The following is a 25945-nucleotide window of genomic DNA, read 5'->3' on the forward strand; positions in this document are numbered from 1 at the left end:
GGATTGACAGCGGCCGCCATCCTGGCCCGGACAACCGTCGGATTTTCGAGGAGTGTTGCGTGAACAGCTACGAGGGCGAGCCCGCGGGCGACGACGGGGCCGATCGCTGGTTGCGGAATGCCGCGATCAGTGCCCTCGATGTCCTCGCTGTGCCCGATTCGAGCGGGGAAGCGCGGACCGCGGTCCTGGCCGATCTCGACCGGGCACTGTCCGGTTTGCCCCCTGCTACGGGCCATCGTGCCGAGCCGGTTCTGGACCCGGCTCTGCACAGCCTCGGGGCGATCGACTACCTCGGCACTCGGGGCAGGCCCATCCCGCTCGAACAGCGAGCCCTCGATATCCGCGCAATGCTCGAAGCGAAAAGCCAAGTCCGGGACCCCGTGGTCATCACCTCCATGCGCGGCATAATCATCGCTGATCTGCTGAAGGAGTTGGCGAGTCGCCTGGCGGCGGGCGAGGCGTTCGGTATCGGTGACGCCGGGAAAAATCTTGCGATCGCCGCACGTGACATCGCCGCCTGGCTGTACGACTCTCAGTCCGGTTATACCGAAATGGATTGGGCGAAGAGAAGTCCGATGCCGTTGCCTACCGAGGTCGATCCGGTCGTCATCGCCCGGCAGCTGCGAGAGGCGGCCTCGGCTGTGCTGCAGGCGCACTCGGGCGATTCTCGCGATCGGGGCGACGCGCTCGTCGTCCTGCATCAGGCGGTTCGCGGCCCGATACCCGAGTTGGAGGTGCGGCCCGATCGCGTCCCGGGCGACCCGTCCCACCACCTGCTGTGGGCACTGGAATCGGCGGCCATCGGGAAGGAACCGCCGACCACTCTCCTCGAGGAAGCCGAACATTCCCGGCGCAGTCTCGCCGGGGACCGTGATGTCCGCGAACGCCGGGACGATGACTACAACATCGATTTCGGTGAGCCGCGGGCAATGGCCTGTGTCGCACTGCTCACCGAGCTGTCCTGCCGCTTGCGCCCCGGAGCGGCGTTCGGGCCCGGTCGCGAGGGGATTCCGCTGGCCATGGTCGCCGAGGAGCTTGCGCAGAATCTGTTGTCCCAGACCGTGCTTAGCTGACGCTGTTCTCCACCGAATCAGGAGTTGTCTTGTCGTCGTCCGTTCCGCCCTTGATGATCATCGCCTTCGCGCAGGCTGAGGATTCCCGCGGCGGTGCCACCGAGGCCGCTCGTATCGTGCGGGGCCTCAACGAACGCGGCTTCGACGTCGCCCTCACCGTGCGCGGGGTCGATCCCAGCGTGACTGCGCCGGTGCGGCAGACACTGTCGACCTTGGCTCACCGCGAGGTGACAGTGCTCCCGGCCGTCGAGGACGACAGGGCGACCTTCATCGCGGACCTCGAGGCCGCGGACCTCCTCGTCATGCCCGGCCAGACCGGTAAATTCGGGTTGCTGGGCCTGGAAGCAGTGATGCAGGGTGTGCCGGTGATCGCGCCCGTCGACAGCGGGATCGGCATGTATCTGGCCGACCCGGAACAGTTTCCGCAGGAACTGCGACCACCGCTGGTGCCCGAACCGTTCCGGCAGCCGATACCGGTCGACCTGTGGGTGGACCAGGTGTCCGAGGTGCTCGCCGATTGGCCGGCCACGCAGGCCCGTGCGCTGCGACTGCAGCAGTATCTGTTGCAGCGCAACAAGACCTGGGAAGGCGGCGCTGCGACGCTCGCCGCGATCGCGCGTTACACCGATGCTGTCGCAGATCTGATCACCCGATCACAACAGCCCCGCACGACCTCGCCCGCGCCTTCCGAGTCGCGCGGCCCCTACGATCCGGTCCTGTATTACGAAGCGGCCGTGGATATTCTGGGCAGCCTGATGGCCGCGTCCTCGGCGGCGGAGTGGATCGCCGAACACGGCGGTCCCGCCGATCTCCGCACACCCGAGGCCACGGTCGGGCTCCGGCGGGATTACCTGTCCGCCATGCGAAATCTCGATCCGGCGGACCGGAGTGCGATCACCGACGCGATCCACACCCACGGGGAGCAACTCGCCGCCCTCGGTGCCACGTCCGCCGTCCTGCCGCGCGAAGACCCCGATCGGTTCCGGCTCGCCCGCGGCGATCACCAGTGGGTGTTCACCCACAAGATCGTTCCCGAGCTGTACGGAAATCTCACCGCCGCAACCGATCCGACGGCGATCATCGTCACCGGCCCACCCGGGTCGGGAAAGACCACCACGATCCGCGACCTGCACGTCGCGCGGCCGGGCGCCGTGGTGATCGACCCCGAGTTGCTGTTCGCCTACCACCCCCGCAGCTGGGATCTGACCCTCGCCGACGATCCGCGGGCAGGCGATGTCGTCATGTGGGATGCGCTGGGCTGGACCGCGCTGGCGGCCGAGCACGTGGCACTGGCACGAGCGGACATTCTGCTCGAACTCACCTCGGACCGGGACACCGAGGAATTCGCGGCCACACTGCGCGACTGGGGATACCGGGTCGAGGTACAGGTGATGGCCGTGCCCTCGGAATTGAGCACCCTGCACGCCACGCTGCGGTTCCACTGCCGCCACGGGCAGTGGCGGGCGCTGGTCACCGAGGCCGGATAGCGCCGCGTTCGAGTGAGCCTGATACGTCTGCGCCATTTTCGTCGGTCTGGCTGATCACCAGTTCGCCAGTGAATCCGCATACGCTTCCCGGACAGCTTCGAGCCGGAATCTGTCGAACCGTCCGGGCTCCTCCTGGTAGATCATCCGTCCTCCGGACGACCAGAATTCCGACTCGGGCACCCGATCAGCTTGTGGTGGAATGAATTTCAGTACTTCGTCCAGCGCGGCCACGGCCGTCTCCAACGTATGTCTGGCGGTTCGGCGGGCCTGCTCATCCAATCCGCTGCTGTCCATCGGTACCTGACTGCTGCAGATGTCGGAGTATCGCAGCCAGATCGCGGGGTCGAGAAGTACGGACGGTTCCGCACCGCCGAACAGAACCCCCTCGCTCGGCGGCGGCAAAGGCTGCTCCGGCAATCGGAAGTCGTACTCGAAGGGGTTCTGGCAATGGTCACATGTGCCGCGGTACCGGCCGATGAGCAAGCCGCCCGACCTGATGACCGAGCTGCGATATGTCGCGCCGCGTTTACCGCATCGAGCGCACTGTTTGAGGTCCACGAACAATCGGGCCTCGGCATTGGTCCGCGCCAACGGGGGAACATTACTCACAGTCGAACATCCTCTATCAGCACTCGGTGTTGCCTACCGCTGGATATTGTTATTGGCCTCGGATCGTGCGAAGTGCTCACCGGCCGCGGTAGCCCGAGCGATTCCGCAGGTCCTGAAGGCTCGCGATGCGCTGTTCGGTCGCATCCGGTTCGATCCGGCCGAAGGTGTCTTCCGCAGGATTGCGCAGAATACGCATCCGGCGCAATGCGGCCAAAGGGGTCAAGCCCTCCGAATATGCGCCCATCAGCCGTGACCGCCACAGACCACCGGCGACGACACCGTCCGGCCCGGCCTCGGCCAGAGGTAGCCACCCGGCGGCATCGTCCGCCGCCGCAGCCCACACATACCCGATGACGGAACCGCGGAGTGAGGCTGTCAGAAAGACGAGTTCGCCGACTGCTTCGTCCGGATAGGTAGAGATCGGCATAGCCGGTTCGGGTGGATGTGCGCGCGAACCGTCCGGGTACTCGCCATCCTGGATCAGGGGTTCGTAGCTGGGGTCGGGGTCGAACGGTACTGTCGGGTTGAGTTGATTCCACAGTTCGGCCGAACTATCGGCGGTCGATTCTCGGGCGTTGGCAGCGACCCCGCCGTACGAAGAATGCTCGGATTCCCCGATCCAGTGCCGAATTCCGTCCCGAGGAAGCAAATCCTGCTGAAAAGACTCCCGCAGCCGGTCAGCCCAGAATCCGGTGCCCATCAATCGGCTGATGTCGTCTCGGAAGATCTCCTCATCGATTTTGGGGTGGAACCCCGCTGACAGACCATCGTCGGCGGCTGACGCCCACAAATAGCCGACCAGTCGTCCTTCGCAAGTCACGGGCAGGTAGATGACCGGTTTCCTGGTCCGGGTGCCGTACCGAGTCTGCCCTCGCGAGTAGGGTCGTCCCCGCACCGGTTCCGTCATTCTGCGCCCTCCCCATCCTTGTCCGGCTGTACTACTTCACCACGATATCGGTTGTCCGCCAGTCGAAGTGCTGTCCGCAGCGGTCCGGTCCGGCAGTTGCGGGATGTTGGTGATGACACCGAATTCGCCAGCCCCCTCGCTTGTCGTCCTCCCTGCCCGGATCCTTCGGGAGAACACCGTCCGATCCTCGCACATCTCCGTGTGCGGTGGTGCGAGTCCTGGCCGTCGGCGGAGCCATCACGCACCTGTGTCGGCACATACAGCGCACACGATAAGGTGATCACGGCAATGATCCGCTGCACGATCGCTCCGGGGGCGAGACACTACCGATGACAGAGCTGAAGACGGTCGGGATGTACCGGGAGATGTACGCCGATCGGCGCAAGGGGCGGCACGACGAGTTGCCCTCGCTGGCCGAGTCGTTCACCGATCGTGTGATCGAGGATCGTGCGGAGATCGCCGCCTATATGCGTTCTGCGCCTGGGGTTTTCGATGTGTTGGACGTGCTGACCGATCTGGTCGGCGGGACCGAGCGGATCATGAGTGCCTCGTCGCTGATCTCGGATGGTGAGTGGATCTGGCGGGTCGATTCGGTGCATTATCTGGCGAATTACGGGCTGGATATCCCGGAGGAGTTCCTGCGGCACGTGCGGGGGCGGAAGTACACGCCTCCGACGGAGGTCGACGACAGCGACGAGTTCGATTCGGCTGTGCTGCAATACTTTTGAGCTGACAGTTCGCAGGTGTGTCGCCGTTGGGCTGCCGCGTCTCCCGGCCGGAGTTCGCGCCTGTGTGGATACCTCGGCGAAGCCTCGTAGGCGGACTGTGCTGATTGTGCGCAGTCGAGCCGATGACACAGCGGTGAACTGGGCTACACGGATGCCGGCGGTGCCGCCCTTCCATACCCGGACGGTGTAGATCGGCTCGGCGTCGACTGTGTTGCGTGTTGACGCCACTCGTGTGGCTGTCGCACCCGGTGTCCGGCAGGTCGATCGTGTTGTGCGCCTGGGTGTTGCCGAGTGCTACCTCCGATGCGCCCGGCAAGTGTGTGCGGCCGCTGCGGTCGGCCTGTCAGTGTGTGAACTTGTTGCAATTCGCCTGATAGGCGCGCCCCGGCCGGTGGTGGATGCGTGGTGCGGCGTCCACGCCCGACCGCTCCCGGCGACACTCCCGCTGAATGGCTGAACCCCTGCCCCGAACGTCCGAACCCTGGGAAAATCGAAGAGACATTGTTCAAGGGCCCTGCCGGTGGTACGGTCCAGACACATGTCCAGCTACGTGTCTCCCAAGGCGGCCGGTGGTTGTCGCGGGGGACTGAACGCGTTCTCGAATCGGAGGTGATGGCGATGACGGACGTTGCGGCGGAGCCGCTCACCTTCGACCCGTACGACTACGGCTGCCACGAGGATCCGTACCCGCTGTATCGGCGGTTGCGGGCCGAGGCGCCGCTCTATCACAATCCCGAACTCGGGTTCTGGGCGTTGTCGCAGCACGCGGACGTCGGGGCGGGATTCCGGGACAACGCGCGGTTGTCGAGTGCGAACGGGGTGTCGCTGGATCCGGCCGCGTGGGGGCCGCACGCGCACAAGACGATGTCCTTCCTGGCGTTGGACGATCCGCGGCATCTGCGGCTGCGGCAGCTGGTGTTCAAGGGGTTCACCCCGCGCCGGGTCGCCGCGATGGACACCCGGATCCGGGAATTGACGTTGCAACACCTCGAACCGGCGCTGGCGGCGGGCAGCTTCGACTGGATCGAGCAGGTCGCGGGCAAACTGCCGATGGACGTGATCTCCGAGCTGATGGGCGTACCCGAACCGGATCGCGCCGAGATCCGGCGACTGGCGGATCTGGTGGTGCACCGTGAGGACGGCGTGCTGGACGTCCCGGTCGCCGCGGTCGAGGCGACCTTCGAACTGGTCGGCTACTACGCCGAGATGATCGCCCAGCGCCGCCGCACCCGCACCGACGACCTGACCTCGGCGCTGCTGGACGCCGAGGCCGACGGGGACCGGCTGACCGACGAGGAGATCCTCGGGTTCATGTTCCTGATGGTGATCGCCGGGAACGAGACCACCACCAAACTGCTCGGCAACGCCCTGTTCTGGGCCGCGATCAACCCCGGGCAGTACGCGAAGGTCGCGGCGAACACCGAGTTGGTGCCGGACTGGGTCGAGGAGACGTTGCGGTACGACACCTCGAGTCAGATCCTGGCCCGCACCGCCGCGGTCGACCTGGAATTCCACGGCGGCGCCGTGCCCGAGGGGGCGAAGGTACTGCTGCTGGTCGGTTCGGCGAACCGCGACGAGAACGTCTTCGCCGACCCGGAGATATACGACATCGAACGCCCGGACAAGGGCGGACTGCTGAGCTTCGGGCGCGGCGTGCACTTCTGCCTCGGGGCGCATCTGGCGCGCCTGGAGGCTTCGATCGCGTTGCGGGAGTTCGCCGATCGGGTCCGCGCCTACGAGGTGGACCTCGCGGGCATCGAACGCGTGCACTCCACGAACGTCCGAGGTTTCGCGAAACTCCCTGTGACGGTGCAGGTTCGATGACACGCCATGATGCGACCACTGCTACAGCCGACGAGGTGAGCCACTGATGCCCAGATTCGAACCACACCCGCAGCGCCGTCCGGCGCTGATCGCCGGAGCCTCTTCGGGAATCGGCGCGGCCACTGCCGTGGCCCTGGCCGAACAGGGTCATCCGGTGGCCCTGGGTGCGCGCCGGGTGGAGGTCTGCCAGGAACTGGCCGAGAAGATCCGTGCCGACGGCGGCGAGGCATTCGCCCACCGGCTCGACGTCTCGGACAACGCCTCCGTCGAGGAGTTCATCGCCGAGGCCGAGAAGGCTTTGGGGCCTGCGGAAATCGTCGTCTACGGCGCGGGCGACCTGGAGTTCGGGCACGTCTGGGACATGAACCCGGACGAATTCGGCCTGCAGGTGCAGGTGCATCTGCAGGGTGCGCAGCGGTTCGCGTATCACCTTCTGCCGCAGATGATCGAGCGACGTCGCGGTGATTTCGTGGTGATCGGCTCGGACTGTGTGGACGTCCCGCGTCCGGGTGTGGGCGCGTACAACGCTGCCAAGACCGGACTCGAGGCGATGGCCGTTCAGCTGCGAAAGGAACTGGAGGGCACCGGAGTTCGTGCCTCCATCGTCCGTCCCGGCGCGACGCAGACCGGTATGGGCATGAACGCGAAACCCGAGGTCGTCGGGCCGCTGCTGGAGGACTGGGTGAAATGGGGCTTCGCCCGGCATCCGTATTTCCTGCGGGCATCGGATCTGGCCGCGGCCGTCACCGCGGTGGTCGGCACTCCGCGCGGAGCGCATCTGGTGCTGGTCGAGGTGCAGCCCGAAGCCCCGCTGACCGAGCCGAAATCCGATGGCGAACAAGGGAGCCGGTGATGCGCATCGTTGTGGATACCGATCTGTGCCAGGGGCATGCGGTCTGCCAGGCCGAGGCCCCCGAGCTGTTCGAGGTGCCCAAGGCGGGCACCGTGCAGATTCTGCGCGAGGATCCCGGCGCGGATCTCGAGGCCGCGCGCGCCGCGGTCCGCTACTGCCCGACCCAGGCACTGTCCATCGTCGACGACTAGATCCTTCGGGCCTCGCGCCCCTCGACAGCCCTGAGAACAAAAGGAATTTCGGATGGCAGGCTATTCCCGCGACGAACTCGATCAGATGATCGAGCGCTGGGTGCAGGAGAACAAGAACTGTGAGGCGCAAGGGGATTGGCGTCCCCTCGCGCAGATGTACACCGCCGAGGCCACGTACGGCTGGAACTATGGTCCGCAGCAGGAATTCATGGCGGTGGGCCGAGACGAGATCCGCGATCTGGCGCTCGGGCAGGAGATGGCGGGACTGGAGGGGTGGACCTACCCCTACCAGGAGTTCGTCGTGGACGAGCGGTCCGGCAGCGTGATCGGATTCTGGAAACAGATCAACGAGCGCACCCGCGCGGACGGCAGCCACTACAGCCCGGAGGGGATCGGCGGCAGCTGGTTCCGCTACGGCGGCGACTTCCAGTGGTCCTGGCAACGCGATTTCTTCGACTTCGGCAATGTGGCAGCGCTTTTCGTGGAGATGATGTCCGCGGACGCGCTCTCACCGGGGATGCAGAAGCGGATCGCCCGATCGATGTCCGATGAGCCGCTGCCCGGGTGGTACCGGATCGGCGAGTCCCCGGTGCCGCTGTGGTGAGCGCGAGCCGGTTCGCCGAGCTGAGCCGGGAACAGCTCGCGATTCTGCTGCCGGAACTGCTGCTGTGCGGGCATCTCATCGACCGCTCCGGCATGGCGCATTCGATCGGCGCGTTCGGTCGCGAGGGTATGGCCGAGGTGGCGATCGAGGAATGGCAGCTGGCCAGCCCGGTCTACACCCGGCGCATGCGCGCGGCGCTGAACATTCCCGGGAACGGCGTGGAGACCATCTTCAAGGGGTTGCAGCTGGATATCGGCGCGCCCCCGCAGTTCATGGACTTCCGCTTCCGGATCACCGACGACAATCACGGTGAGTTCTGGCTCGATCACTGCGGCGCGCTGGCCGACGTCGAGCCGATGGGTGAGGATTTCGTGGTCTCGATGTGCCACACCATCGAGGACCCGACGTTCGATGCCACCGCGCTGGCCACGAATCCGCAGGCACAGGTGCGCCCGATCCACCGGCCGCCGCGGGTGCCCGCGGATCGGGTTCCGGTGTGCGCGTGGACCGTTGTCATCGATCCTTCGCACGAGCCGCCGCAGATTCCGGTGCACACTCCCGAGATCGAGGCCACCGCCGCGGCGAAACTCGAACTCGCGCCGGTGGATTCGTCCGACGAAGGGAACGGCGACTACGCCGGTCCGCTGCTGAGCGATCTCACCTTCGGTGACTTCTCCAAATCCGCGCTGGTGCGGATGGCCGATGAGGTCTGCCTGCAACAGCACCTGCTGACGCTGGGCTTCCTGATTGCGCTGCGTGATCGCGCGAGCGCGGAGCAGGCGACCGAGATCGCCCGCAAGCAGTTCACCGGTATCGCCGGGCTGACCTCCGAGCGGTTGCGCAAGGCGCTGGGCCTGGGGACGGACGCGGCCGCGCTGGCGCAGATCCTGGGGTTGCATCCGGCCTGGAATCCCTTGCCCTACACCGATATCGACATCAGCGTCGAGCAGGATGCGGTGGTGTTGCGGCTGCGCCGGAACTGCCCCGGCGTCATCGACGGCGGCTGGCCCGCGCTGGTGGACGCCGAGCATCTCGAGCCGATCAACGCCATGGCGCGCGGTGTGAATGCGCACTTCGACACCCGGGTCCGGACCGCAGGAGACGACGAGTTCGTCTTCGAGATCTCCCCTGCGGCAACGTCTTTCAAGGAAATTTCGGAAGTGGCGATCACCCGGTTCAGCACCGGCGCCGACTTCGGCTTCACCGAGCGGCGTTCGCTGCCGCTCACCGTCGTATGAGACCCTTTCGGGTCGTTCGCAGCGAAAGGGCCGAAATATGCCGAACAACTTCGCCGATCTGTTCGAACATTCCGTCGACATCATGCCCGACCGTGTGGCGGTCATCCAGGGCGATCGCCGGGTGACGTTCCAGGAATTGGAGAATCGCGCGAATCAGCTTGCGCACCACTTCGATTCGTCCGGCATCGGCGTGGGCGACCATGTCGGGTTCCAGATGCACAACTCCGTGGAAACCCTCGAGACGCTGATCGCCTGCTTCAAGGTGCGGGCCGTGCCGATCAACATCAACTACCGGTACGGCACCGAGGAGCTGAAGTACATCTACGACAACGCGGATCTCGTTGCGCTGGTGCATCATCGGTGCTACTCGACAACGGTCGAACCGGCGCGCGAAGCGGTGCCCTCGATCCGCCACGCCCTCGTCGTGGAGGACGATCAGGGCGGCGCTGATCTGCCGAGCACCTCGACGCCGTACGAATCGGCTTTCGAGAACACTTCCACGGCAAGGGATTTCGGCGAGCGCACCGCCGACGACCTGTTCATGATGTACACCGGCGGCACCACCGGCATGCCCAAGGGCGTGATGTGGCGGCAGGAGGACATGTGGCGGGTGCTCGGCGGCGGTATCGACTTCTACAGCAACGAACCGGTCACCGACGAATATCAGCAGTCCCGCGTGGGCGCGCAGGGTGATCCGAGCAAGTGGTTCGTGCTGCCGCCACTGATCCACGCCGCGGCGATGATGCCGACCTTCACCGCGTTGTGGTCGGGTAACGCCGTGGTGTTCGAGCCGCGCTTCGATCCCGACCGGGTCTGGCAGGTCATGGCGACCGTGCAGCCGCACATCCTGGTCATCACCGGCGATGCGATGGCTCGTCCACTGGTGGAGTCGTACCGCGCGAATCCGGTCGACGCCTCCTCGCTGCTGGCCGTCGGGTCGGGTGCGGCGCTGCTGTCGCAGTCGGTGAAGAACGACCTGATCGAACTGCTCCCGACCACCGTCATCACCGATTCCATCGGTTCGTCCGAAACCGGTTTCGGCGGAATCGGATTCGCGCAGAAGAACGACGATCCCAGCCGCGGTCCCCGGGTGCAGACCGGGCGCGGCGCGCTGGTGGTGGACGAGCAGGGCGCTCCGGTCGGCCCCGGCGGTGAGGGCTGGGTCGCCAAGACCGGTTCGGTGCCGATCGGCTACTACAAGGATCCGGTCAAGTCCGCCAAGCTTTTTCAGACCGTGGACGGCGCCCGGATGGTCGTCACCGACGACCGCGCCCGGGTCGAGGAGGACGGCTCGATCACCCTGCTCGGCCGCGGCAACATGGTGATCAACACCGGCGGCGAGAAGGTCTTCACCGAGGAGGTGGAGGCCGTGGTCAAGGCGCACGACTCGGTCTTCGACGTCCTGGTCATCGGTGTTCCGCACGAGCGCTGGGGTCAGCAGGTCGCGGCCGTGATCTCCGCCGAACCCGGCGCGACGGTCGATTTCGAGGCACTGCGCAAACATGTGCGCGTCCATCTGGCCGGATACAAACTGCCGCGCCGGATCTGGGTCGTGGACGCGGTGGTCCGCGCACCCAGCGGTAAGCCCGACTATCGCTGGGCCAAGGAGTACGCCGCGGCGCACGACCCGGACCACGAGGGCTGAGTACTGGTGGGGCCGGGCCCGAACGACCCGGCCCGTCCGCCGCGACGCCTTCCGCACAAAATGAGAACGTGTTCTAATTGGGGGATGGCGGCGGTGCATTCGATTCTCGGTGAAAAGGTCACGATGCCGGTCGAGATCCGCGTCGCGGACGCGGCCTCGGCCATGTTCCTCGCGGATGCCGACGCGGCGCGAAACATCTTGGGCGGCACCGGATTGGAACCGGTCACGATCGCCGGGCGCGCGATCTGCACACTGGTCTTCGTCCGCTACATCGACGGCGATCTGGGGCCGTATCACGAGTTCGGCCTGGCCGTGATGGCGCAGCTGCCCGGCGACCGGTCGAGTATCGGCATCTACATCTCGTGGCTGCCGGTGAATCAACCGTTCACGTTGGCTGCGGGCCGCGAGATCTGGGGTTTTCCGAAGGAGATGGCCGATATCCGGATCACCTCGCACGGTCGCGGCAGACGGTGCGAGGTGCTCATCGACGGTCGTCTGGTGGTGGCGCTGGAGACCAGCGGGGGCATCCCCGCGCCCGCGAAACTGGGCGGTGCGTCGATCGCGGCGTACACCGATCTCGACGGCGTCCTGCGCAGCACGCCGTGGGTGATGAATCCGTCCGATGTGCGAATGCGGCCGGGCGGGGCGCGGGTCGAACTCGGCGAGCATCCGGTCGCCGAGCAGATGCGTGCGTTGGGTCTGCCCCGGCGCGCCCTATTCACCAGCGAAATCGGCTCGCTGCAAATGACTTTCGAGGATGCTCGCGAGATTCACTGAATCCTGCAGCGAATGACCGGCGGGCGCTCGAAGCGCCCGCCGGTCTGGTATTTCCGGCCGAGTCGCTCAGCGACCCTTGAACTCCGGCTTGCGCTTCTGCGCGAACGCCCGCGGTCCCTCCTTGGCATCCTCACTGGCGAACACCGACAGCCCCACCTTCGCGTCCAGCTTGAACGCCTCCTCCTCGTGCATCCCCTCGGTGTCGCGGATGGTCTTGAGGATGGCCTGCACGGCCAGCGGGCCGTTGGCGTTGATCATCTCGGCCAGTTCGAGGGCCTTGTCCAGCGCGGTGCCGTCCGGGACGACGTGGCCGATCAGGCCGATCTCCTTGGCCTCGGTCGCGGTGATGTGACGTCCGGTCAGCAGGATCTCCGCGGCGATGGTGTACGGAATCTGCCGCGGCAGCCGAACCGCCGACCCGCCCATCGGATACAGGCTCCAACGTGCCTCGGACACACCGAATTTCGCGCTCTCACCCGCGACCCGGATATCGGTGCCCTGCAGCAGTTCGGTGCCGCCCGCGATGGCCGCGCCCTCGACCGCGGCGATCAGCGGCTTGCTCAGCCGGTATCCCTTCAGCAGCCCCGGAATGTTCGAGGCGTCGAATTTGCCGCCCTCGCCCATGGCATTGCTCGGATCGTTGCGGCTCATCGCCTTGAGGTCCGCGCCCGCGCAGAACGCGCCACCGGCGCCGGTGAGGATGCAGCAGTGCAGGTCCGGATCCTCGTCCACCCGCCGCCACGCGTTCAGCATGATCTCGAGCATCTCGCCGGTCAGCGCGTTGCGGGACGCGGGCCGGTTCATGGTGATGATCAGCGTCCCGCCGCGCTGTTCGACCAGCGCGTGTGGCTCGGTACTGCTACCGGTTTCAGTGGCTGCCGTGGTCATCGCCGACTCTCTTCTCTCTCGTGGATAGGGGCAAGCTACCCCGGGACGTTGTCCTGAACAATAACGTGTTCTAGTTTAGAGGAGGTGACCGCCGTCACGGGGCGGCAAGTGAGGGAGAGTGCGGATGGAGACAACCACGCAGAGCGGGGCGACCACGCTGCCGCCGCGGATCACGAAGACGCTCATCGACCGGCTGACCGCGATGGTGACCGCGGGCACCGCCGGTGACAAGCGCGAACCCTACGAAATGATCGAGGTGTACACCGGCGCGGTCGTCGGTGAACTGCCGCAGTCCTCGCCCGAGGACGTCGTCGCGGCCGCCGCCCAGGCGCGCGCCGCGCAGAAGGAGTGGGCCTCCTGGTCGGTCGGCCGTCGCCTGGAGGTCTTCCAGCGGTGGCACGAGCTGATCCTCACCGAGATCGAGACCATCGCCGACCTGATCCAGATCGGCTCCGGCAAGACCCGCCGGATGGCGATCGAGGAATCCTGCGATCCGCCGATGGTGATCAGCCACTACCTCAAGACCGCCGAGCGGGTGCTGAAGCCGGTGCATCGCGGCGGCTACATGCCGGTCATCTCCAGCTCGATCCAGCAACACCGGCCCAAGGGCGTGGTCGCGGTCATCGCGCCGTGGAACTTCCCCTTCGCCATCGCGATGTCCGATTCCACCCCGGCGCTGATCGCGGGCAACGGCGTGGTTCTCAAGCCGGACAACAAGACCGCGCTGTGCACGCTGTTCGGAGTGGAACTGCTGTACCAGGCAGGTCTGCCGCGCGGGCTGATGCAGGTCGTCTGCGGCGGCGGTCCCGATGTGGGCCCGACGCTGATCGAGAACTCCGATTACGTGATGTTCACCGGATCCACCGCCACCGGACGCACCATCGGCGAGCTGGCCGGGCGCAATCTGATCGGTTGCAGCCTCGAGCTGGGCGGTAAGAATCCGATGCTCGTGCTGGACGACGCGAACCTCGACGACGTGATTCCCGGCGCGGTGTTCGCGGTGTTCGGCAATACCGGTCAGGCGTGTATGCATATCGAGCGCATCTACGTGCACGACCGGGTCCACGACGAGTTCGTGCGCCGATTCGTCGCTGCGGCAGAGGAATTGGGCGCCAAGGCGGGTGCGTCGTACGGCACCGATCCGGAGTTCGGCTCGCTGGTGTCGCCGGATCAGCTCGCGCGGATATCCGAGCATGTCGAGGATGCGCGCGCCAAAGGTGCCACCGTGCTGACCGGAGGAAAGGCGCGTCCGGACATCGGCCCGGCGTTCTACGAGCCGACCGTGCTGACCGGGGTGACCCCGGAGATGACCCATGCGACGATGGAGACCTTCGGGCCCGTGGTCACCATCTACAAGTTCAGCTCCGAGCGCGATGCGATCGAGCAGGCCAACGCCACCACCTACGGCCTCAATGCGAGCGTGTGGAGCCGCAATCTGGCTCGCGCGGAGAAGATCGCAGGTCAGCTCGAGGCGGGGAACGTCAACGTCAACGACGGTTTCGTGGTCACCTACTCGTCCAAGGCGACGCCCTCGGGCGGACTGAAGCAGTCCGGCGTCGGCACCCGGCACGGTGACGCGGGCCTGCTCAAGTACACCGATTCGGTCAACATCGGTGTGCAGAAGCGGCAGGTGATGGCGGCCCGCGCGGCCATGCCGTACGCCAAGCAGCTGCAGACCACGTTGCTGACGTTGCGGATGATGCGGCGTTTGAAGCTGCGCTGACGCACCTTCCCGATCACCCGCGCCACGTCTGCGGGCCGGTTCCTCGCCGACCGGTCCGCAGACGTGCGTTGGCGGGCGTTATTCGGAAGGGGTTACGGCCCAGCGCTGCTCGACCTTCGCGAGCCGCCAGTACGTCACCGCGGAAACCCACGCCAGCACGAACAGGCCGACGATGGCGAATCCGACGTTGTTCAGGTTGATGCCGGAGATCCAGTCGGTGACCGGATCGGTGAGCCCGACGTCGTCGTGCAGCACCGTGACCAGTTCGATCGAGCCGACCAGGATGGCGACCGCGATCGAGAGTCCGGTGATGGTCAGGTTGTAGAAGATCTTGCGGACCGGGTTCGCGAACGCCCAGTCGTAGGCGATGTTCATGAACAGGCCGTCGACGGTGTCCATGAGGCTCATGCCGGCGGCGAACAACAAGGGCAGCACCACGATCGCGTACCAGGGCAGTCCGGCGGCGGCTCCGGATCCGGCCAGGGCGAGCAGCGCGACCTCGGTCGCGGTATCGAATCCCAGGCCGAACAGCACGCCGACCGGGTAGACGTGCACCGGCCGGGTGACCATCCGCATCACCGGGCGCAGCAGCCGGGCCAGGAATCCGCGCGCGTCCAGCGCCGCCTCGAGTTCGGAGTCGTCGAACGCGCCGCTGCGCATCTTGCGGAACACCCGCCAGATGCCGACCAGCGCAACGATGTTGAGCAGTCCGATCAGGTACAGGAACGAGCCCGAGGCCAGGGTCGATATGGTGCCCAACGTCTTTCGTGCGGGCGAGTTGTCGTCGACCAGTGTGCCGACCACCCGGGCGCCGACCACCACCAGCGCCGCGAGTGCGAACACGATCGTGGAATGCCCCATGGCGAACCAGAATCCGACCGCCTTGGGCCGCTTGCCGTCGGTCATCAGCTTGCGGGTGGTGTTGTCGATGGCCGCGATGTGGTCGGCGTCGAAGGCGTGCCGCAGCCCGAAGGTGTAGGCGGTCAGGCCGAGTCCGACCCCGAAGACCTGGGTGCCGATGTGATAGCCGTGCGGTGCGATCGCGCCGAACAACAGTCCGAATCCGATCAGATGCATCACCACGACGACGCCGAGCAGGGCGGCGGCTTCGAGCCGGTCGCGGCGATTCCAGTCGTGCAGGACGTCGCGCAGGACACGTCGGGTGGTCGCTTCGGGGGCCATGGCGGGCACCACCCTTCTGGGGATCTCGCGTCCCCGTCCGTGGTACGCGACGAGTCGGGGTCTGACTCCCAGCAAGCTGGACACAGTGGCGCGACCGCACCGGATTCACACCGGTTTCCCGTTCTCGTCGCGAAAGAACTTCGATGGAATATAGCTCAGCCGCCGAGCAGCCCTCCCGTCACCTGCGGTTCCCCGGTATTCGCGGGCTATTCGCCGACTGGCCGAATATGTCGATTTTCTGGCCGCGAGGCTCTCGTTCGATCTCGCGCGGCCTGCCTATGGTGTGCAGCTATGACAGGGAAGTGGGGCGCGCGTGCCGATCCTTTGACGGTTGTGTGTGCGCATCGGCCTCCTTGTCGGTGCCAACGGATACGTTCGTGTGGTGCAGCTGCGTTACAACTTTCGTCTCTACCCGACACCAGGTCAGCAGATAGCGCTGACGCGGGCTTTCGGGTGTGCGCGGGTTGTGTTCAACGACGGGTTGCGTTTGCGGCAGCAGGCGCGCGAGTCCGGATCGCCGTACATCAAGGACTCGGCGCTGCAAACAATGGTGATCACCGAGGCGAAGAAGACACCCGAACGTGTGTGGCTGGCCGAGGTCTCATCGGTGGTGCTGGTTCAAGCACTGGCCGACCTGCATGCCGCGTACCGGAACTTCTTCGCGTCGGCGAATGGCAAACGGAAGGGGCCGAAGGTTGCTCCACCTCGATTTCGTTCGCGGAAGGACAATCGTCAGTCGATTCGGCTCACCCGCAACGGGTTCGGTCTACGCCCGAACGGCAAACTGTATGTAGCGAAGGTCGGGGAGGTGAGAGTTTCCTGGTCGCGGGCCTTGCCGTCGGTGCCATCGTCGGTGACCGTCACTGTGGATTCGGCTGGGAGATACTTTGCGTCTTTCGTGGTGAAAACCAGTACCGAACCACTGGTTCCGGTGACTTCCGAAGTGGGGATAGATCTGGGGCTGACAACGTTCGCGGTCCTGTCGAACGGAAAGCGGATCGAGTCTCCTCGATTCTTTCGTCGGGCCGAACGGAGGCTCCGCAAGGCGCAAAAAGTGTTGTCGCGCAAAGAAAAAGGGTCGGCGAACCGGGCGAAGGCTCGTCTCGGTGTCGCCAGAGCTCATGCCGGGGTCGCCGATACTCGACGCGATTGGGCGCACAAGCAATCCACCGCGATCATCCGCGAGAACCAAGCGGTATTCGTCGAGGACTTGTGTATCAAAGGTTTGGCGCGGACCAGATTGGCGAAGTCGATCCACGACGCCGGTTGGGGTGTGTTCACCCGCATGTTGCAGGAGAAGGCCGTTCGATACGGCCGCATATTCGGCAAAGTGGATCGATTCTTCCCATCGTCTCAACAGTGTTCGGCGTGCGGTTGGGTCGATGGAGCGAAACCGCTGGGCGTCCGCGAGTGGACATGCTCGTGCGGTGTAAGCCACGACCGAGACCTGAATGCTGCAAGAAATATCTTGGCCGCCGGGCGGGCGGACAAGTTCAACGCCTGCGGAGGGACGGTAAGTCTTTCCGCCTAGCGGAAAGCGAGTCCCTGTGAAACAGGAACCCACCGAGGCGCCGCAAGGCGCGGTAGGAATCTCCGGCCGTAAGCCCGGGGAGGACGTCAAGCATTACGATGTGCTGGTCATCGGGTCCGGCTTCGGGGGCAGTGTCACGGCTCTGCGGCTGACCGAGAAGGGGTATCGGGTCGGCGTACTCGAGACCGGCCGTCGCTTCGCCGACGACGAGTTCGCGAAGAACTCCTGGCATATGCGCCAGTATCTGTGGGCGCCAAAGCTGGGCTGCTTCGGCATCCAGCGGATGACGTTGCTGAACGACACCTTCATCATGAGCGGATCCGGGGTGGGCGGCGGTTCGCTGGTCTACGCCAACACCCTGTACGAGGCCCCCGAGCAGTTCTACCGGGACAAGCAGTGGGCGCACATCACCGATTGGCGCGACGAACTCGCCCCGCACTACGACCAGGCCCGCCGGATGCTGGGCGTGACCACCAACCCGGCCACCACGCCCTCGGATCGGGTGCTGCTGGAGGTTGCGGAGGATCTGGGCATCGCCGACACCTATCGGCGCACCCCGGTCGGCGTGCTGTTCGCCGGCGAGGGCGCCCGGCCCGGTAACGAGGTCTCCGATCCGTACTTCGGCGGCGCCGGGCCGCAGCGGCGGACCTGCACGCACTGCGGCGAATGTATGACCGGCTGCCGGCACAGCGCGAAGAACACACTGGTCAAGAACTATCTGTACCTTGCCGAAAAGGCAGGCGCCACAGTGCATCCGCTGACCACCGCGGTCACCGTGCGGCCGCTGCCCGAGGGTGGCTACGCGATCGACACCGTGCGGACCGGGCGGTGGATTCGTAAGGGGCGCAAGACTTTCACCGCAGATCAGGTGGTGTTCTCCGCGGCCGCGCTGGGCACCCAGCAGTTGCTGCACAATCTGCGCGATCGCGGTGTGCTGCCGAACATCTCGCCGCGGTTGGGGCATCTGGCGCGCACCAACTCCGAGGCCGTGCTCGCCGCGCGTTCGCGGCGCAAGGACACCGATTTCACTCGGGGCGTGGCGATCACGTCCTCGATCCACCCCAACGACCACACCCATATCGAGCCGGTGCGCTACGGCAAGGGTTCCAACGCCATGAGCCTGTTGACCACGGTGCTGGTGGACGGTCAGGAGGGCAAGCGGCGCTGGGTGCTCGGCATGCGCGAAATGGTCAGGCAGCGAAGGGATCTGGCCAGGCTGCACAATCCGCGGCACTGGTCCGAGCGGATGATCGGCCTGCTGGTGATGCAGAATCTGGACAACTCGATCATCACCTACAACAAGCGCGGACTGTTCGGCCGCCGGATGACCACCAAACCGGGTTCGGGTCAGGCGCCGCCCGCGTGGATTCCCGAGGGCAACGACGTCACCCGGCGGGTCGCGGAGAAGATCGACGGCATCCCGCAGGGCAGCTGGACCGAACTGGCGAACGTCCCGATCACCGGCCACTTCATCGGCGGCTGCGCGATCGGCGATTCGCCCGAGACCGGCGTCGTGGATCCCTACCAGCGGCTCTACGGCTACGAGGGCCTGCACATCGTCGACGGCTCGACCATCTCGGCGAACCTCGGCGTCAACCCGTCGCTGACCATCACCGCCCAGTCCGAGCGCGCAATGTCCTTGTGGCCCAACAGGGGTGAGTCCGACCCTCGCCCCGCTCTCGGTCAGCCGTACCGCCGCGTCGAGCCGATCGCCCCGAAGTCCCCGGTCGTTCCCCAGGCCGCCCCGGCAGCCCTGCGCCTGCCGATCACCCCGGTCTGAGCACCGCGAGATCCGTCGCACGAACGAAGGGCCCCGGCTGATGCCGGGGCCCTTGTCGTATCCGTGGTCGCTCCGGCAATAGTCAAGTGGCTGCTTGACTATTGCGCGGCTCGGCGCAACACTTAAGTCTGTGCTTAACCATGCCGAGCGAATCGATCGGATCTTCCGCGCTCTCGCGGATCCCACGCGGCGGCAGCTGATCGAACGGCTCGGTGCCGGTCCGGCGGCGGTCAGTGCGCTGGCCCAGCCGTTGGACATGTCGCTGGCGGCGGTCGTTCAGCACGTGCAGGTGTTGCAGGAGGCCGGGCTGGTTCGGTCCGAGAAGGTCGGCCGGGTCCGCACCTGTCAGCTGGTGCCCGATGCGCTGGGGCCGATTCAGGAATGGATCGCCGCGCGCCGGATGCCGTGGGAGAGCCGTCTCGATGCGCTCGGTGAGGTGCTCGCCGAACGTCCAGGAACCGATCAGGAGTAGTGATGTCCGAACAGTCCGTCGTCAATGCCACCTTCACCCTCGAACGCGAATACCCCGTCGCCCCGGCGGCCGTCTTCGCCGCCTGGGCCGATCCCGCGACCAAGGCCCGCTGGTTCGCGGGCGGGAATTCCGATCACGAGCTCGACTTCCGGGTCGGCGGCCGCGAGATCGCGCGCGGCGCGGTCAACGACACGGTGATCACCTTCGAGACCGTCTACCGGGACATCGTCCCGGACACCCGCATCGTCTACACCTCCTCGCTCAGCGAGGGAGAGATCCTGTCGACCGTCTCGCTCACCACCGTCGAATTCGCCGCCACCGATTCGGGAACCCGGCTCACCCTCACCGAACACGGCGCCTACCTCGACGGCCGGGAACAGCCCGCCTGGCGTGAACAGGGCACAGATGACCAGCTCACCGCGCTGGCCGAAGTCCTCGCCGCCGTGGTGAAGTAGCCCGCCGGTCACCGCGACTCCCGTCTGGACCGATGCACAGTTGGATTCGCCGACCGGCTGGGGCTGTGGCAAACTCGGAGACAGCGATAGCAGAGTCCCCTGGGAGGGGCGGTGACGAAGAGTACGACCTCCGTCGTGCAGTTGCGCGCCGGAGACGAGGACTCCGGCGGGGACCCCGCAATGGCGCGTCGCCTGCTCGGTACTCGACTGCGGACTCTGCGGGTGGCCGCAGGTCTCAAGGGGTATGACGTCGGGCGCGCGATCGGCGCCTCGCATTCGAAGATCAGTCGGCTCGAGTCCGGATTGTTGGGGTTCCGGCTGCCGGATCTGGAAAAGTTGCTGACGTTGTACGGGGTCGGCGATGCGGCGCGGCGGACCGAGTACGTAAACCTCGCGCGACAGGCCAATGCGCCCGGACACCGGCACATCGATGTCGAGGTCGCACCGCGCTGGTACGAGCCCTACCTCGCCTTCGAGGATTCGGCCACGCTGGTGCGGAGTTATTCGCCCGGCGTCGTCCCCGAGCTGTTGCAGACCCCCGAGTACGCGCGGGAACTGCTGAGCATCGCCCGTCCGGGCGCGCCCGATGATCCGGGGCACACCGAACTGCTGGAACGGCGTCAGCGGCGGCTCACCGGGCCCGATCCGTTGCGGTTGTGGGTGCTGCTGGAGCAGTCGGTGCTGCGCCGCCAGCTCGGCAGTACGCAGGTCTGGCGGGATCAACTCGGGCATCTGGGCCGGGTGGGCGAGCTGGTGAACGTGACGATCCAGATCGTGCCCGACCATGTCTGCGGTCCGGTGCTGAGCGCGGTGCCCTTCAGCCTGATGCGGTTCGGCAATCCCGATCTGTCCGACATCGTGCACCTGTATCACGCCACCGGTGCGCAGTTCCTCGACCGGCCGGGCGATCTGGATGCCTACCATTCGATCTGGGATCGCTTGTGCGTCAAGGCACTCGAGCCCACGCGGTCGACCCGGATCATCGAAGGGGTCGCCTGCGGGGCTGCGGTCTGATACCGCACGTCGCTCGGCTCACGGTTTACGGGCGACCGCGCCGTAGGCATCGAGTGGTTCGGTGGTCCCGATCCGGCGTACCGGCCGCCAATCGGTGATCCGCACCATGCCCGGTTCCACCATCTCCAAACCTTCGAAACAGCCGGCGAGCTGTTCCGGACTGCGCAGGATGTACGGTGCGCCACCGGCTTCGACCAATTTGCGACCGCCTTGCTCGACCGCGTCGCCGGTCGCGGTGCCGTCCCACAGCACCAGATGGCTGTCCGTGCTCATCGGCGCCATCAGACGGCCGACGATATCGCGCACCACGGCGAGGTCCGGTTCGTAGCCCATGACGCCCATGAGCAGTACCGCCGTCGGCCGCGACAGGTCCAGGACCCGAGCCGCCTGTTCGAGTATCAGATCCGGATCGTGGTAGTCGGCGGGGAAGTAGGTGGTGAGGCCCTCGGGGCTGGTGTTGGTCAGCAGTGCGCGGGCGTGGGCCAGCACGAGTGGATCGTTGTCCACGTAGACGATTCGGGATTCCGGCGCGATGTGCTGGGCGACCTCGTGCGTGTTCTGCATGGTGGGCAGCCCGGTGCCGACGTCGATGAACTGCCGGATCCCCGCCACACCCGCCAGATAGCTCACCACCTGGATCAGGAACTCTCGCGACAGCCTGGCCATCCGCACGATGTCGGGGTATACGGCGGCCACCGCATCACCGGCCGCGCGATCGGACGGGTAATTGTCCTGCCCGCCCATCCAGTAGTTCCAGATCCGCGCCGCATGCGGCGTCTCGATGTCGATCTCCGCGATCGGCTCGCCCTGGTCGCCCATCCTGATCCCTACCTCGATCATCGACCCTCGATGTCGATGGTACGAGCGTCCGCCATTGCCTCACAACGGATCTGCCCGAGTGCGCACGCAGGCGAAAGGTGTGCTCGACCAGGTGGATTTTGATCCACGGTAAGCGACGACTTTAGTCCCTCGTCCAGTTCAGGCGGGCGGCAGTAACCTTGTAGCATCCTTTCTCCAATGCTGTGGAAAGGATTCCCGCCCATACAACTTGGTGATCTTGGATCGTTCCGACACAGGTTGTGCCGGGGCGAATTCGACAAGGCGGGCACCTCGATTGCATCAGGGCGGCCCGGGAGCCCGGCCGGTCGGCCACCGGCCAGGCTCGCAGCTATCTAATAGCACTCATCGATCGACCAGGCATATCGAGGTATGAACCATGTCAACGAAAATGATGAAGACCGTGGCCGCCACGGCAATCGCCCTGCCGCTGTTCATCGCAGTAGCTCCGGCTGCCTCCGCGGCCGCGCCGGTCGCCAAGTCGACAACCTCCGCGTCGGTGCGAACCGCAACACCGGTACGCGGGTCGGTGAACCTGTGCTTCCCCCTCGGCAGCGTCGTCTTCTGCATCTGATCGAGCCCGACCAGGCAAAGAGTAAGGCCCCTGACCGTGAAGGTCAGGGGCCCTGTCGTGTCTCCACACACGAGTCGGGGTGGCGGGATTTGAACCCACGACCTCTTCGTCCCGAACGAAGCGCGCTACCAAGCTGCGCCACACCCCGTGATGTGAACCTGAAGTAGCTTACAACAGCGGGGGCTCAGACGTTAAATCGGCAGGTCACTTGGCCTGTAGGGGCCGAATGCTGGCGAGGATCTTCTGGGCGGTGGCGCGGTCGATGGAGCGGGCCACGCCGGTGTCGGCGGCGATGGTGATGACGAAATTGCCGTTCTCGTTGGGGAAGGCGAAGGTGTAGACGGCGTAGGTCTTGGCGCATCCGGGAGCCGGTGGCTTGAATGTGCCATCGGTTTCGGCGAACGAGCCGTGCAGCTGGCCGTCCAGCGAGGTCAGTGGCTCGGCCTTGCCGGGGGTGGTGCCGGTGGAGGTGGCCCAGCCGATCTTGGCCAACCGGGTGCCGATGTCGACCGCGGCCGCCGCGGGATCCGGTTTCGCGGACATGGTCAGGAACGCGTTGGTCCGGATGTAGTTGGGGCAGTAGCCCTTACCGTCCTGAACAAGTCCGGCGATCTCGACGGTGTCGGGTGCGGTTCCCCAGGTCTTCGTGCCGCTGGAGTCGAGCTGCCACTGTTTGGGCACGTCGAACGCCGCACCCCGCTCGGGCACCTGGACGACCTGATAGCCCGGAATCAGTGGCGCCAGACCGGCGATGGTGGGTGGTGCGGTGGTCTCCGCCGGAGTGGCCAGCGGCGCGGCGCTCGCCCCGGAGCTCAGCGCGCTCACCATGGAGCTGGAATTGTTCGAATGGCTGCCGGTCAGCAAGAGGGTCGCTCCGATGCCGAGGATCACGACGGCCGCCGCGCCGATCCCGGCGAACAGCCACCGCTTGCGCTCGCGTGCGGACAACGGGCGGTCGGCATGTTTGGTCGCGGCGTCGGCGGGTTCGTCCTCGGCGGGCTTCGGGCGGGATTCCGGCGCATCCTTGCGAGTCGAATCCGATTGCCGCGCAGACGCGTTCCCGCCAGCACTCGCGGCGGCCTCCGAACGCGATCCGGCCTGCTCCGGCGTCCCCAACTGCCAGGCCTGCTCCGGCTGCCGCGCACCCTGCTCCGCGAGCGGTTGTCGCGCAATCGGACTTGTCGGACCGCCGTGCGGGCGGCCCCTGCCGACCGGCTGCGGCGGCTGCGCGGGCGGCGGGCCCACATCCTTCGCGGTCCCGGACCGAGGTCGACGCCCTGACGAAACCGTCTGCTGTGGAATCGGATTCGTCCGAGCGTCGGAACCGTCCGGGGCGTACTGCGCGATCTCCGGTGACAGCGCGAGCGGCTGCTTGCCTCCGGGCGGTCCCTGCTGACCGAAACTCAACTGATGGAACGCTTCGGTCTGCGCCGATTCGGACGGAACATCTTCTCGTCCAGAGGGATTCGACTCGTTGCGGGGCGGCTGGGCGCGGGGTGCGTCCGGCTGTGCGGCATGCGGTTCGGCCTGTCGGATCACCTCGGTGCGTGAGTCGTCGGCCCGTGGCCCGGCCTGCGGAATCGCCTGCGTGCGCGCATCACTCGCCGCACGCATATCGATCATCTCGGTATGCGTCGTATCGGCGGGTGAGGTTGGATGCGGAAGATCCAACCCGCGCAGCACCGACGCCTGCTGTGATCGGGGACGGTCCTTCGAGGAGGACTGCTCGCCGGACTCACCGCTCGTCGAACTCATAGATCACCCTCGCCCCTGACGTATCGGATCGGCGCGAGCAACCCTAACGCGCCACGGCCTCCGAAGCCGACACCCCATGGCCACTGTCGGCGGCGGGACGCTGCGGCGGCGCCGCGACCAGCGTCAGCAGGGTGGCCTCCGGACGGCAGCAGAACCGGTACGGCGCCCACGGTGAGGTGCCCAGACCGGCCGAGACGTGTAGCCGGGTGTGTGCGCCCCAGCGCGAGGCGCCCTTGACCCGGGAACGATCGATCCCGCAGTTGGTGACCAGCGCGCCGAATCCCGGCACACACAGCTGCCCGCCATGGGTGTGCCCGGCCAGCACCAGGTCGTAGCCGTCGGTCGCGAATCGATCCAGCACGCGCGGCTCGGGGGAGTGGGTGAGTCCGATGCTCAGCTCCGCCAACGGATTCGGCGCACCGGCGATGGTCTCGTACCGGTCGCGCCGCAGATGCGGATCGTCCACACCGCCGGTCGCGATCTTGATCCCGCCCACCTCGACATCGCGTCGCACATGGGTCAGGTCGTGCCAGCCGCGTTCGGTGAAGGCCGCGCGCAGATCCTGCCAGGGCAGCGGATCGCCGTAGACGCGCTTGTGGTTCTTGTTGAAGTACTTGAACGGGTTCTTCGGCACCGGCGCGAAGTAGTCGTTGCTGCCGAACACGAACAGACCCGGCCGCGACAGCAGTCCGGACAGCGCCTGCACCACGGCGGGAACCGCCCGCTGATGAGCGAGGTTGTCACCGGTGTTGATCACCAGATCCGGGTCCAGGCCCTCGAGTTCGCGCACCCAGGCCTGCTTGAGCTTCTGGCCGGGCGTCATGTGCAGATCGGACAGATGCAGCACCCGTAGACTCGACGAGCCCGGCTGTAGCACCGGCAACGTGGTCTCACGCAGGACGAAGGCGTTGCGTTCGATCAACGTGGCATAGCCGATTCCGGCGACTGCGGCCCCGGTGGCCCCCAGCGCGGCTCGTCGGAATGCGGCAGACGAGAGTACGGGCATTCGATCAGGATAGGCGACACAGGTGTGGAATACCGAGTGTGATTCCGCACAGCGTCACATCCACGCCGCGGCAAAAGTACTGGGAGTAGCTCGCCGGACCCGATAGCGTGTGCGCTATGTCGGAACTCAAATCGAAGCTTCGGGCCGATCTGACCACCTCGATGAAGGCCAAGGACGCCCTGCGCACCAACACCCTGCGCATGCTGCTGGCGGCCGTGCAGACCGCCGAGGTCGCCGGTAAGGAAGCACGCGAGCTCTCCGATGCCGACGTGGTCGGGGTTCTGACCAAGGAGGCCAAGAAACGCAACGAGGCCGCCGTGGTCTACGAGCAGGCCGGTCGCGGTGAGCTCGCCGCCAACGAGCGGGCCGAGGAGCAGATCATCGACGAATATCTGCCCACCCAGCTCACCGACGCCGAGGTCGCCGATATCGCCGACACCGCGATCGCCGACGTCGCCGAAGAGAACGGCGAGCGGCCGGGGATGCGGCAGATGGGTCAGGTCATGAAGATCGCCACCACGCTGGCCGCCGGCCGCGCCGACGGTTCGCGGCTGTCCGCGGCGGTCAAGTCCCGGCTGTAATTTCGGCCTCCGCTCCGCTGCGGCGGTTCGCGGCCCCCTGAGTCTCACCGCTCGGCCCCGTGTCGGGCACTCGTTCCTCGCACCCGCCACGCGTCCGAGCGGCGAGACGGGCCGCGAACTGTGTTGGATTGCCTCCGCTGTGCTTCAGCGTGTACGCGGCCCTCGGAGTCTCGTCGCTCGGCTCTGTGTCGGGTATTTGTTCCTCGCGCCC

25 protein-coding genes, 1 tRNA gene and 1 riboswitch are annotated in these 25945 nt (G+C 66.2%); of the genes, 18 read left to right on the forward strand and 8 right to left on the reverse strand.

What is annotated here, in order from left to right:
- Window positions 1-59: 59 nt before the first annotated feature.
- Window positions 60-1073, forward strand: a complete 1014-nt coding sequence (locus ON40_RS47800; RefSeq protein ID WP_051192546.1) for a hypothetical protein — start codon at window positions 60-62, stop codon at window positions 1071-1073.
- Window positions 1074-1102: 29 nt separating this feature from the next.
- Complete coding sequence (locus ON40_RS01900) at window positions 1103-2560, forward strand: zeta toxin family protein (protein WP_157186163.1); 1458 nt, start codon at window positions 1103-1105, stop codon at window positions 2558-2560.
- Window positions 2561-2614: 54 nt separating this feature from the next.
- Here the strand turns inward: ON40_RS01900 and ON40_RS01905 are convergent, their stop codons facing one another.
- Both ON40_RS01905 and ON40_RS47805 read right to left on the reverse strand, forming a co-directional pair.
- Window positions 2615-3169 (reverse strand): hypothetical protein, encoded by a 555-nt coding sequence (locus ON40_RS01905; RefSeq protein WP_040817730.1) that lies wholly within the window; start codon window positions 3167-3169, stop codon window positions 2615-2617.
- A gap of 76 nt (window positions 3170-3245) precedes the next feature.
- A complete protein-coding gene (locus tag ON40_RS47805) occupies window positions 3246-4076 on the reverse strand; it encodes a hypothetical protein (protein ID WP_051192550.1) in 831 nt (276 codons plus the stop codon).
- A 329-nt stretch (window positions 4077-4405) separates the two neighbouring features.
- Here ON40_RS47805 and ON40_RS01915 point away from each other — a divergent pair, with 329 nt between their 5' ends.
- The 8 genes from ON40_RS01915 (at window position 4406) to ON40_RS01950 (ending at window position 11936) form a co-directional block, all read left to right on the forward strand.
- Complete coding sequence (locus ON40_RS01915) at window positions 4406-4804, forward strand: hypothetical protein (RefSeq protein WP_040817733.1); 399 nt, start codon at window positions 4406-4408, stop codon at window positions 4802-4804.
- 618 nt (window positions 4805-5422) lie between these two features.
- The gene (locus ON40_RS01920) at window positions 5423-6628 is read left to right on the forward strand and encodes a cytochrome P450 (protein WP_040817849.1); all 1206 of its coding nucleotides are present in this window, start codon (window positions 5423-5425) and stop codon (window positions 6626-6628) included.
- Window positions 6629-6674: 46 nt separating this feature from the next.
- Complete coding sequence (locus ON40_RS01925; protein ID WP_040817735.1) at window positions 6675-7481, forward strand: SDR family oxidoreductase; 807 nt, start codon at window positions 6675-6677, stop codon at window positions 7479-7481.
- Entirely contained in the window at window positions 7481-7672 is a 192-nt protein-coding gene (locus tag ON40_RS01930; protein WP_040817737.1) for a ferredoxin, read from the forward strand. The genes ON40_RS01925 and ON40_RS01930 overlap by 1 nt, the downstream gene beginning before the upstream one ends.
- A gap of 52 nt (window positions 7673-7724) precedes the next feature.
- Complete coding sequence (locus tag ON40_RS01935; RefSeq protein ID WP_040817740.1) at window positions 7725-8276, forward strand: hypothetical protein; 552 nt, start codon at window positions 7725-7727, stop codon at window positions 8274-8276.
- Window positions 8270-9514: a hypothetical protein gene (locus ON40_RS01940; protein WP_040817851.1), complete on the forward strand. Its 1245-nt coding sequence runs from the start codon at window positions 8270-8272 to the stop codon at window positions 9512-9514. The genes ON40_RS01935 and ON40_RS01940 overlap by 7 nt, the downstream gene beginning before the upstream one ends.
- Window positions 9515-9551: 37 nt before the next feature.
- Window positions 9552-11159, forward strand: coding sequence for an acyl-CoA synthetase (locus ON40_RS01945; RefSeq protein ID WP_040817742.1), 1608 nt, complete (start codon window positions 9552-9554; stop codon window positions 11157-11159).
- An 84-nt stretch (window positions 11160-11243) separates the two neighbouring features.
- Complete coding sequence (locus tag ON40_RS01950) at window positions 11244-11936, forward strand: acetoacetate decarboxylase family protein (RefSeq protein ID WP_040817745.1); 693 nt, start codon at window positions 11244-11246, stop codon at window positions 11934-11936.
- Window positions 11937-12002: 66 nt separating this feature from the next.
- Here the strand turns inward: ON40_RS01950 and ON40_RS01955 are convergent, their stop codons facing one another.
- Window positions 12003-12824 carry a crotonase/enoyl-CoA hydratase family protein gene (locus ON40_RS01955; RefSeq protein WP_051192552.1) on the reverse strand — a complete coding sequence of 274 codons (822 nt, stop codon included), beginning with the start codon at window positions 12822-12824 and terminating at the stop codon, window positions 12003-12005.
- Window positions 12825-12948: 124 nt separating this feature from the next.
- Here ON40_RS01955 and ON40_RS01960 point away from each other — a divergent pair, with 124 nt between their 5' ends.
- A complete protein-coding gene (locus ON40_RS01960; RefSeq protein ID WP_040817747.1) occupies window positions 12949-14547 on the forward strand; it encodes a succinic semialdehyde dehydrogenase in 1599 nt (532 codons plus the stop codon).
- A gap of 78 nt (window positions 14548-14625) precedes the next feature.
- Here ON40_RS01960 and nicT read toward each other — a convergent pair whose 3' ends face one another.
- Window positions 14626-15729, reverse strand: a complete 1104-nt coding sequence (gene nicT / locus ON40_RS01965) for a Nickel transporter NicT (RefSeq protein WP_051192563.1) — start codon at window positions 15727-15729, stop codon at window positions 14626-14628.
- Window positions 15727-15875, reverse strand: a riboswitch (adenosylcobalamin (AdoCbl) riboswitch). (Overlaps the previous gene by 3 nt.)
- 233 nt (window positions 15876-16108) lie before the next feature.
- Between nicT and ON40_RS01970 the strand changes: the two genes are divergently transcribed.
- The 5 genes from ON40_RS01970 (at window position 16109) to ON40_RS01990 (ending at window position 20981) form a co-directional block, all read left to right on the forward strand.
- Window positions 16109-17260 carry an RNA-guided endonuclease InsQ/TnpB family protein gene (locus ON40_RS01970; protein WP_245567616.1) on the forward strand — a complete coding sequence of 384 codons (1152 nt, stop codon included), beginning with the start codon at window positions 16109-16111 and terminating at the stop codon, window positions 17258-17260.
- Between the two features lie 58 nt (window positions 17261-17318).
- Window positions 17319-19040, forward strand: a complete 1722-nt coding sequence (locus ON40_RS01975) for an FAD-dependent oxidoreductase (RefSeq protein WP_051192567.1) — start codon at window positions 17319-17321, stop codon at window positions 19038-19040.
- 130 nt (window positions 19041-19170) lie between these two features.
- Complete coding sequence (locus tag ON40_RS01980) at window positions 19171-19512, forward strand: ArsR/SmtB family transcription factor (RefSeq protein ID WP_040817750.1); 342 nt, start codon at window positions 19171-19173, stop codon at window positions 19510-19512.
- 2 nt (window positions 19513-19514) lie between these two features.
- The gene (locus tag ON40_RS01985; RefSeq protein WP_040817753.1) at window positions 19515-19967 is read left to right on the forward strand and encodes an SRPBCC domain-containing protein; all 453 of its coding nucleotides are present in this window, start codon (window positions 19515-19517) and stop codon (window positions 19965-19967) included.
- A 111-nt stretch (window positions 19968-20078) separates the two neighbouring features.
- Entirely contained in the window at window positions 20079-20981 is a 903-nt protein-coding gene (locus ON40_RS01990) for a helix-turn-helix domain-containing protein (protein WP_051192554.1), read from the forward strand.
- Window positions 20982-20999: 18 nt separating this feature from the next.
- On the opposite strand, the gene ON40_RS01995 is transcribed toward ON40_RS01990, so the two are convergent.
- A complete protein-coding gene (locus ON40_RS01995; protein ID WP_245567617.1) occupies window positions 21000-21821 on the reverse strand; it encodes an SAM-dependent methyltransferase in 822 nt (273 codons plus the stop codon).
- A gap of 376 nt (window positions 21822-22197) precedes the next feature.
- Between ON40_RS01995 and ON40_RS51545 the strand changes: the two genes are divergently transcribed.
- Window positions 22198-22392 carry a hypothetical protein gene (locus tag ON40_RS51545; RefSeq protein WP_157186164.1) on the forward strand — a complete coding sequence of 65 codons (195 nt, stop codon included), beginning with the start codon at window positions 22198-22200 and terminating at the stop codon, window positions 22390-22392.
- A gap of 74 nt (window positions 22393-22466) precedes the next feature.
- On the opposite strand, the gene ON40_RS02005 is transcribed toward ON40_RS51545, so the two are convergent.
- From ON40_RS02005 to ON40_RS02015, 3 genes are all read right to left on the reverse strand, one after another.
- Window positions 22467-22540, reverse strand: a tRNA-Pro gene (locus ON40_RS02005).
- 56 nt (window positions 22541-22596) lie between these two features.
- On the reverse strand, window positions 22597-24147 hold the full coding sequence (locus ON40_RS02010; protein WP_040817763.1) for a DUF8017 domain-containing protein: 1551 nt from the start codon (window positions 24145-24147) through the stop codon (window positions 22597-22599).
- Between the two features lie 43 nt (window positions 24148-24190).
- Window positions 24191-25153, reverse strand: coding sequence for a metallophosphoesterase (locus ON40_RS02015; RefSeq protein WP_040817765.1), 963 nt, complete (start codon window positions 25151-25153; stop codon window positions 24191-24193).
- A gap of 116 nt (window positions 25154-25269) precedes the next feature.
- Here ON40_RS02015 and ON40_RS02020 point away from each other — a divergent pair, with 116 nt between their 5' ends.
- Window positions 25270-25734, forward strand: a complete 465-nt coding sequence (locus ON40_RS02020) for a GatB/YqeY domain-containing protein (protein ID WP_040817767.1) — start codon at window positions 25270-25272, stop codon at window positions 25732-25734.
- The last annotated feature ends 211 nt before the right edge of the window (window positions 25735-25945 follow it).

Origin of the sequence: Nocardia jiangxiensis NBRC 101359, from assembly GCF_000308615.1 — a bacterium.
GTDB lineage: Bacteria > Actinomycetota > Actinomycetes > Mycobacteriales > Mycobacteriaceae > Nocardia > Nocardia jiangxiensis.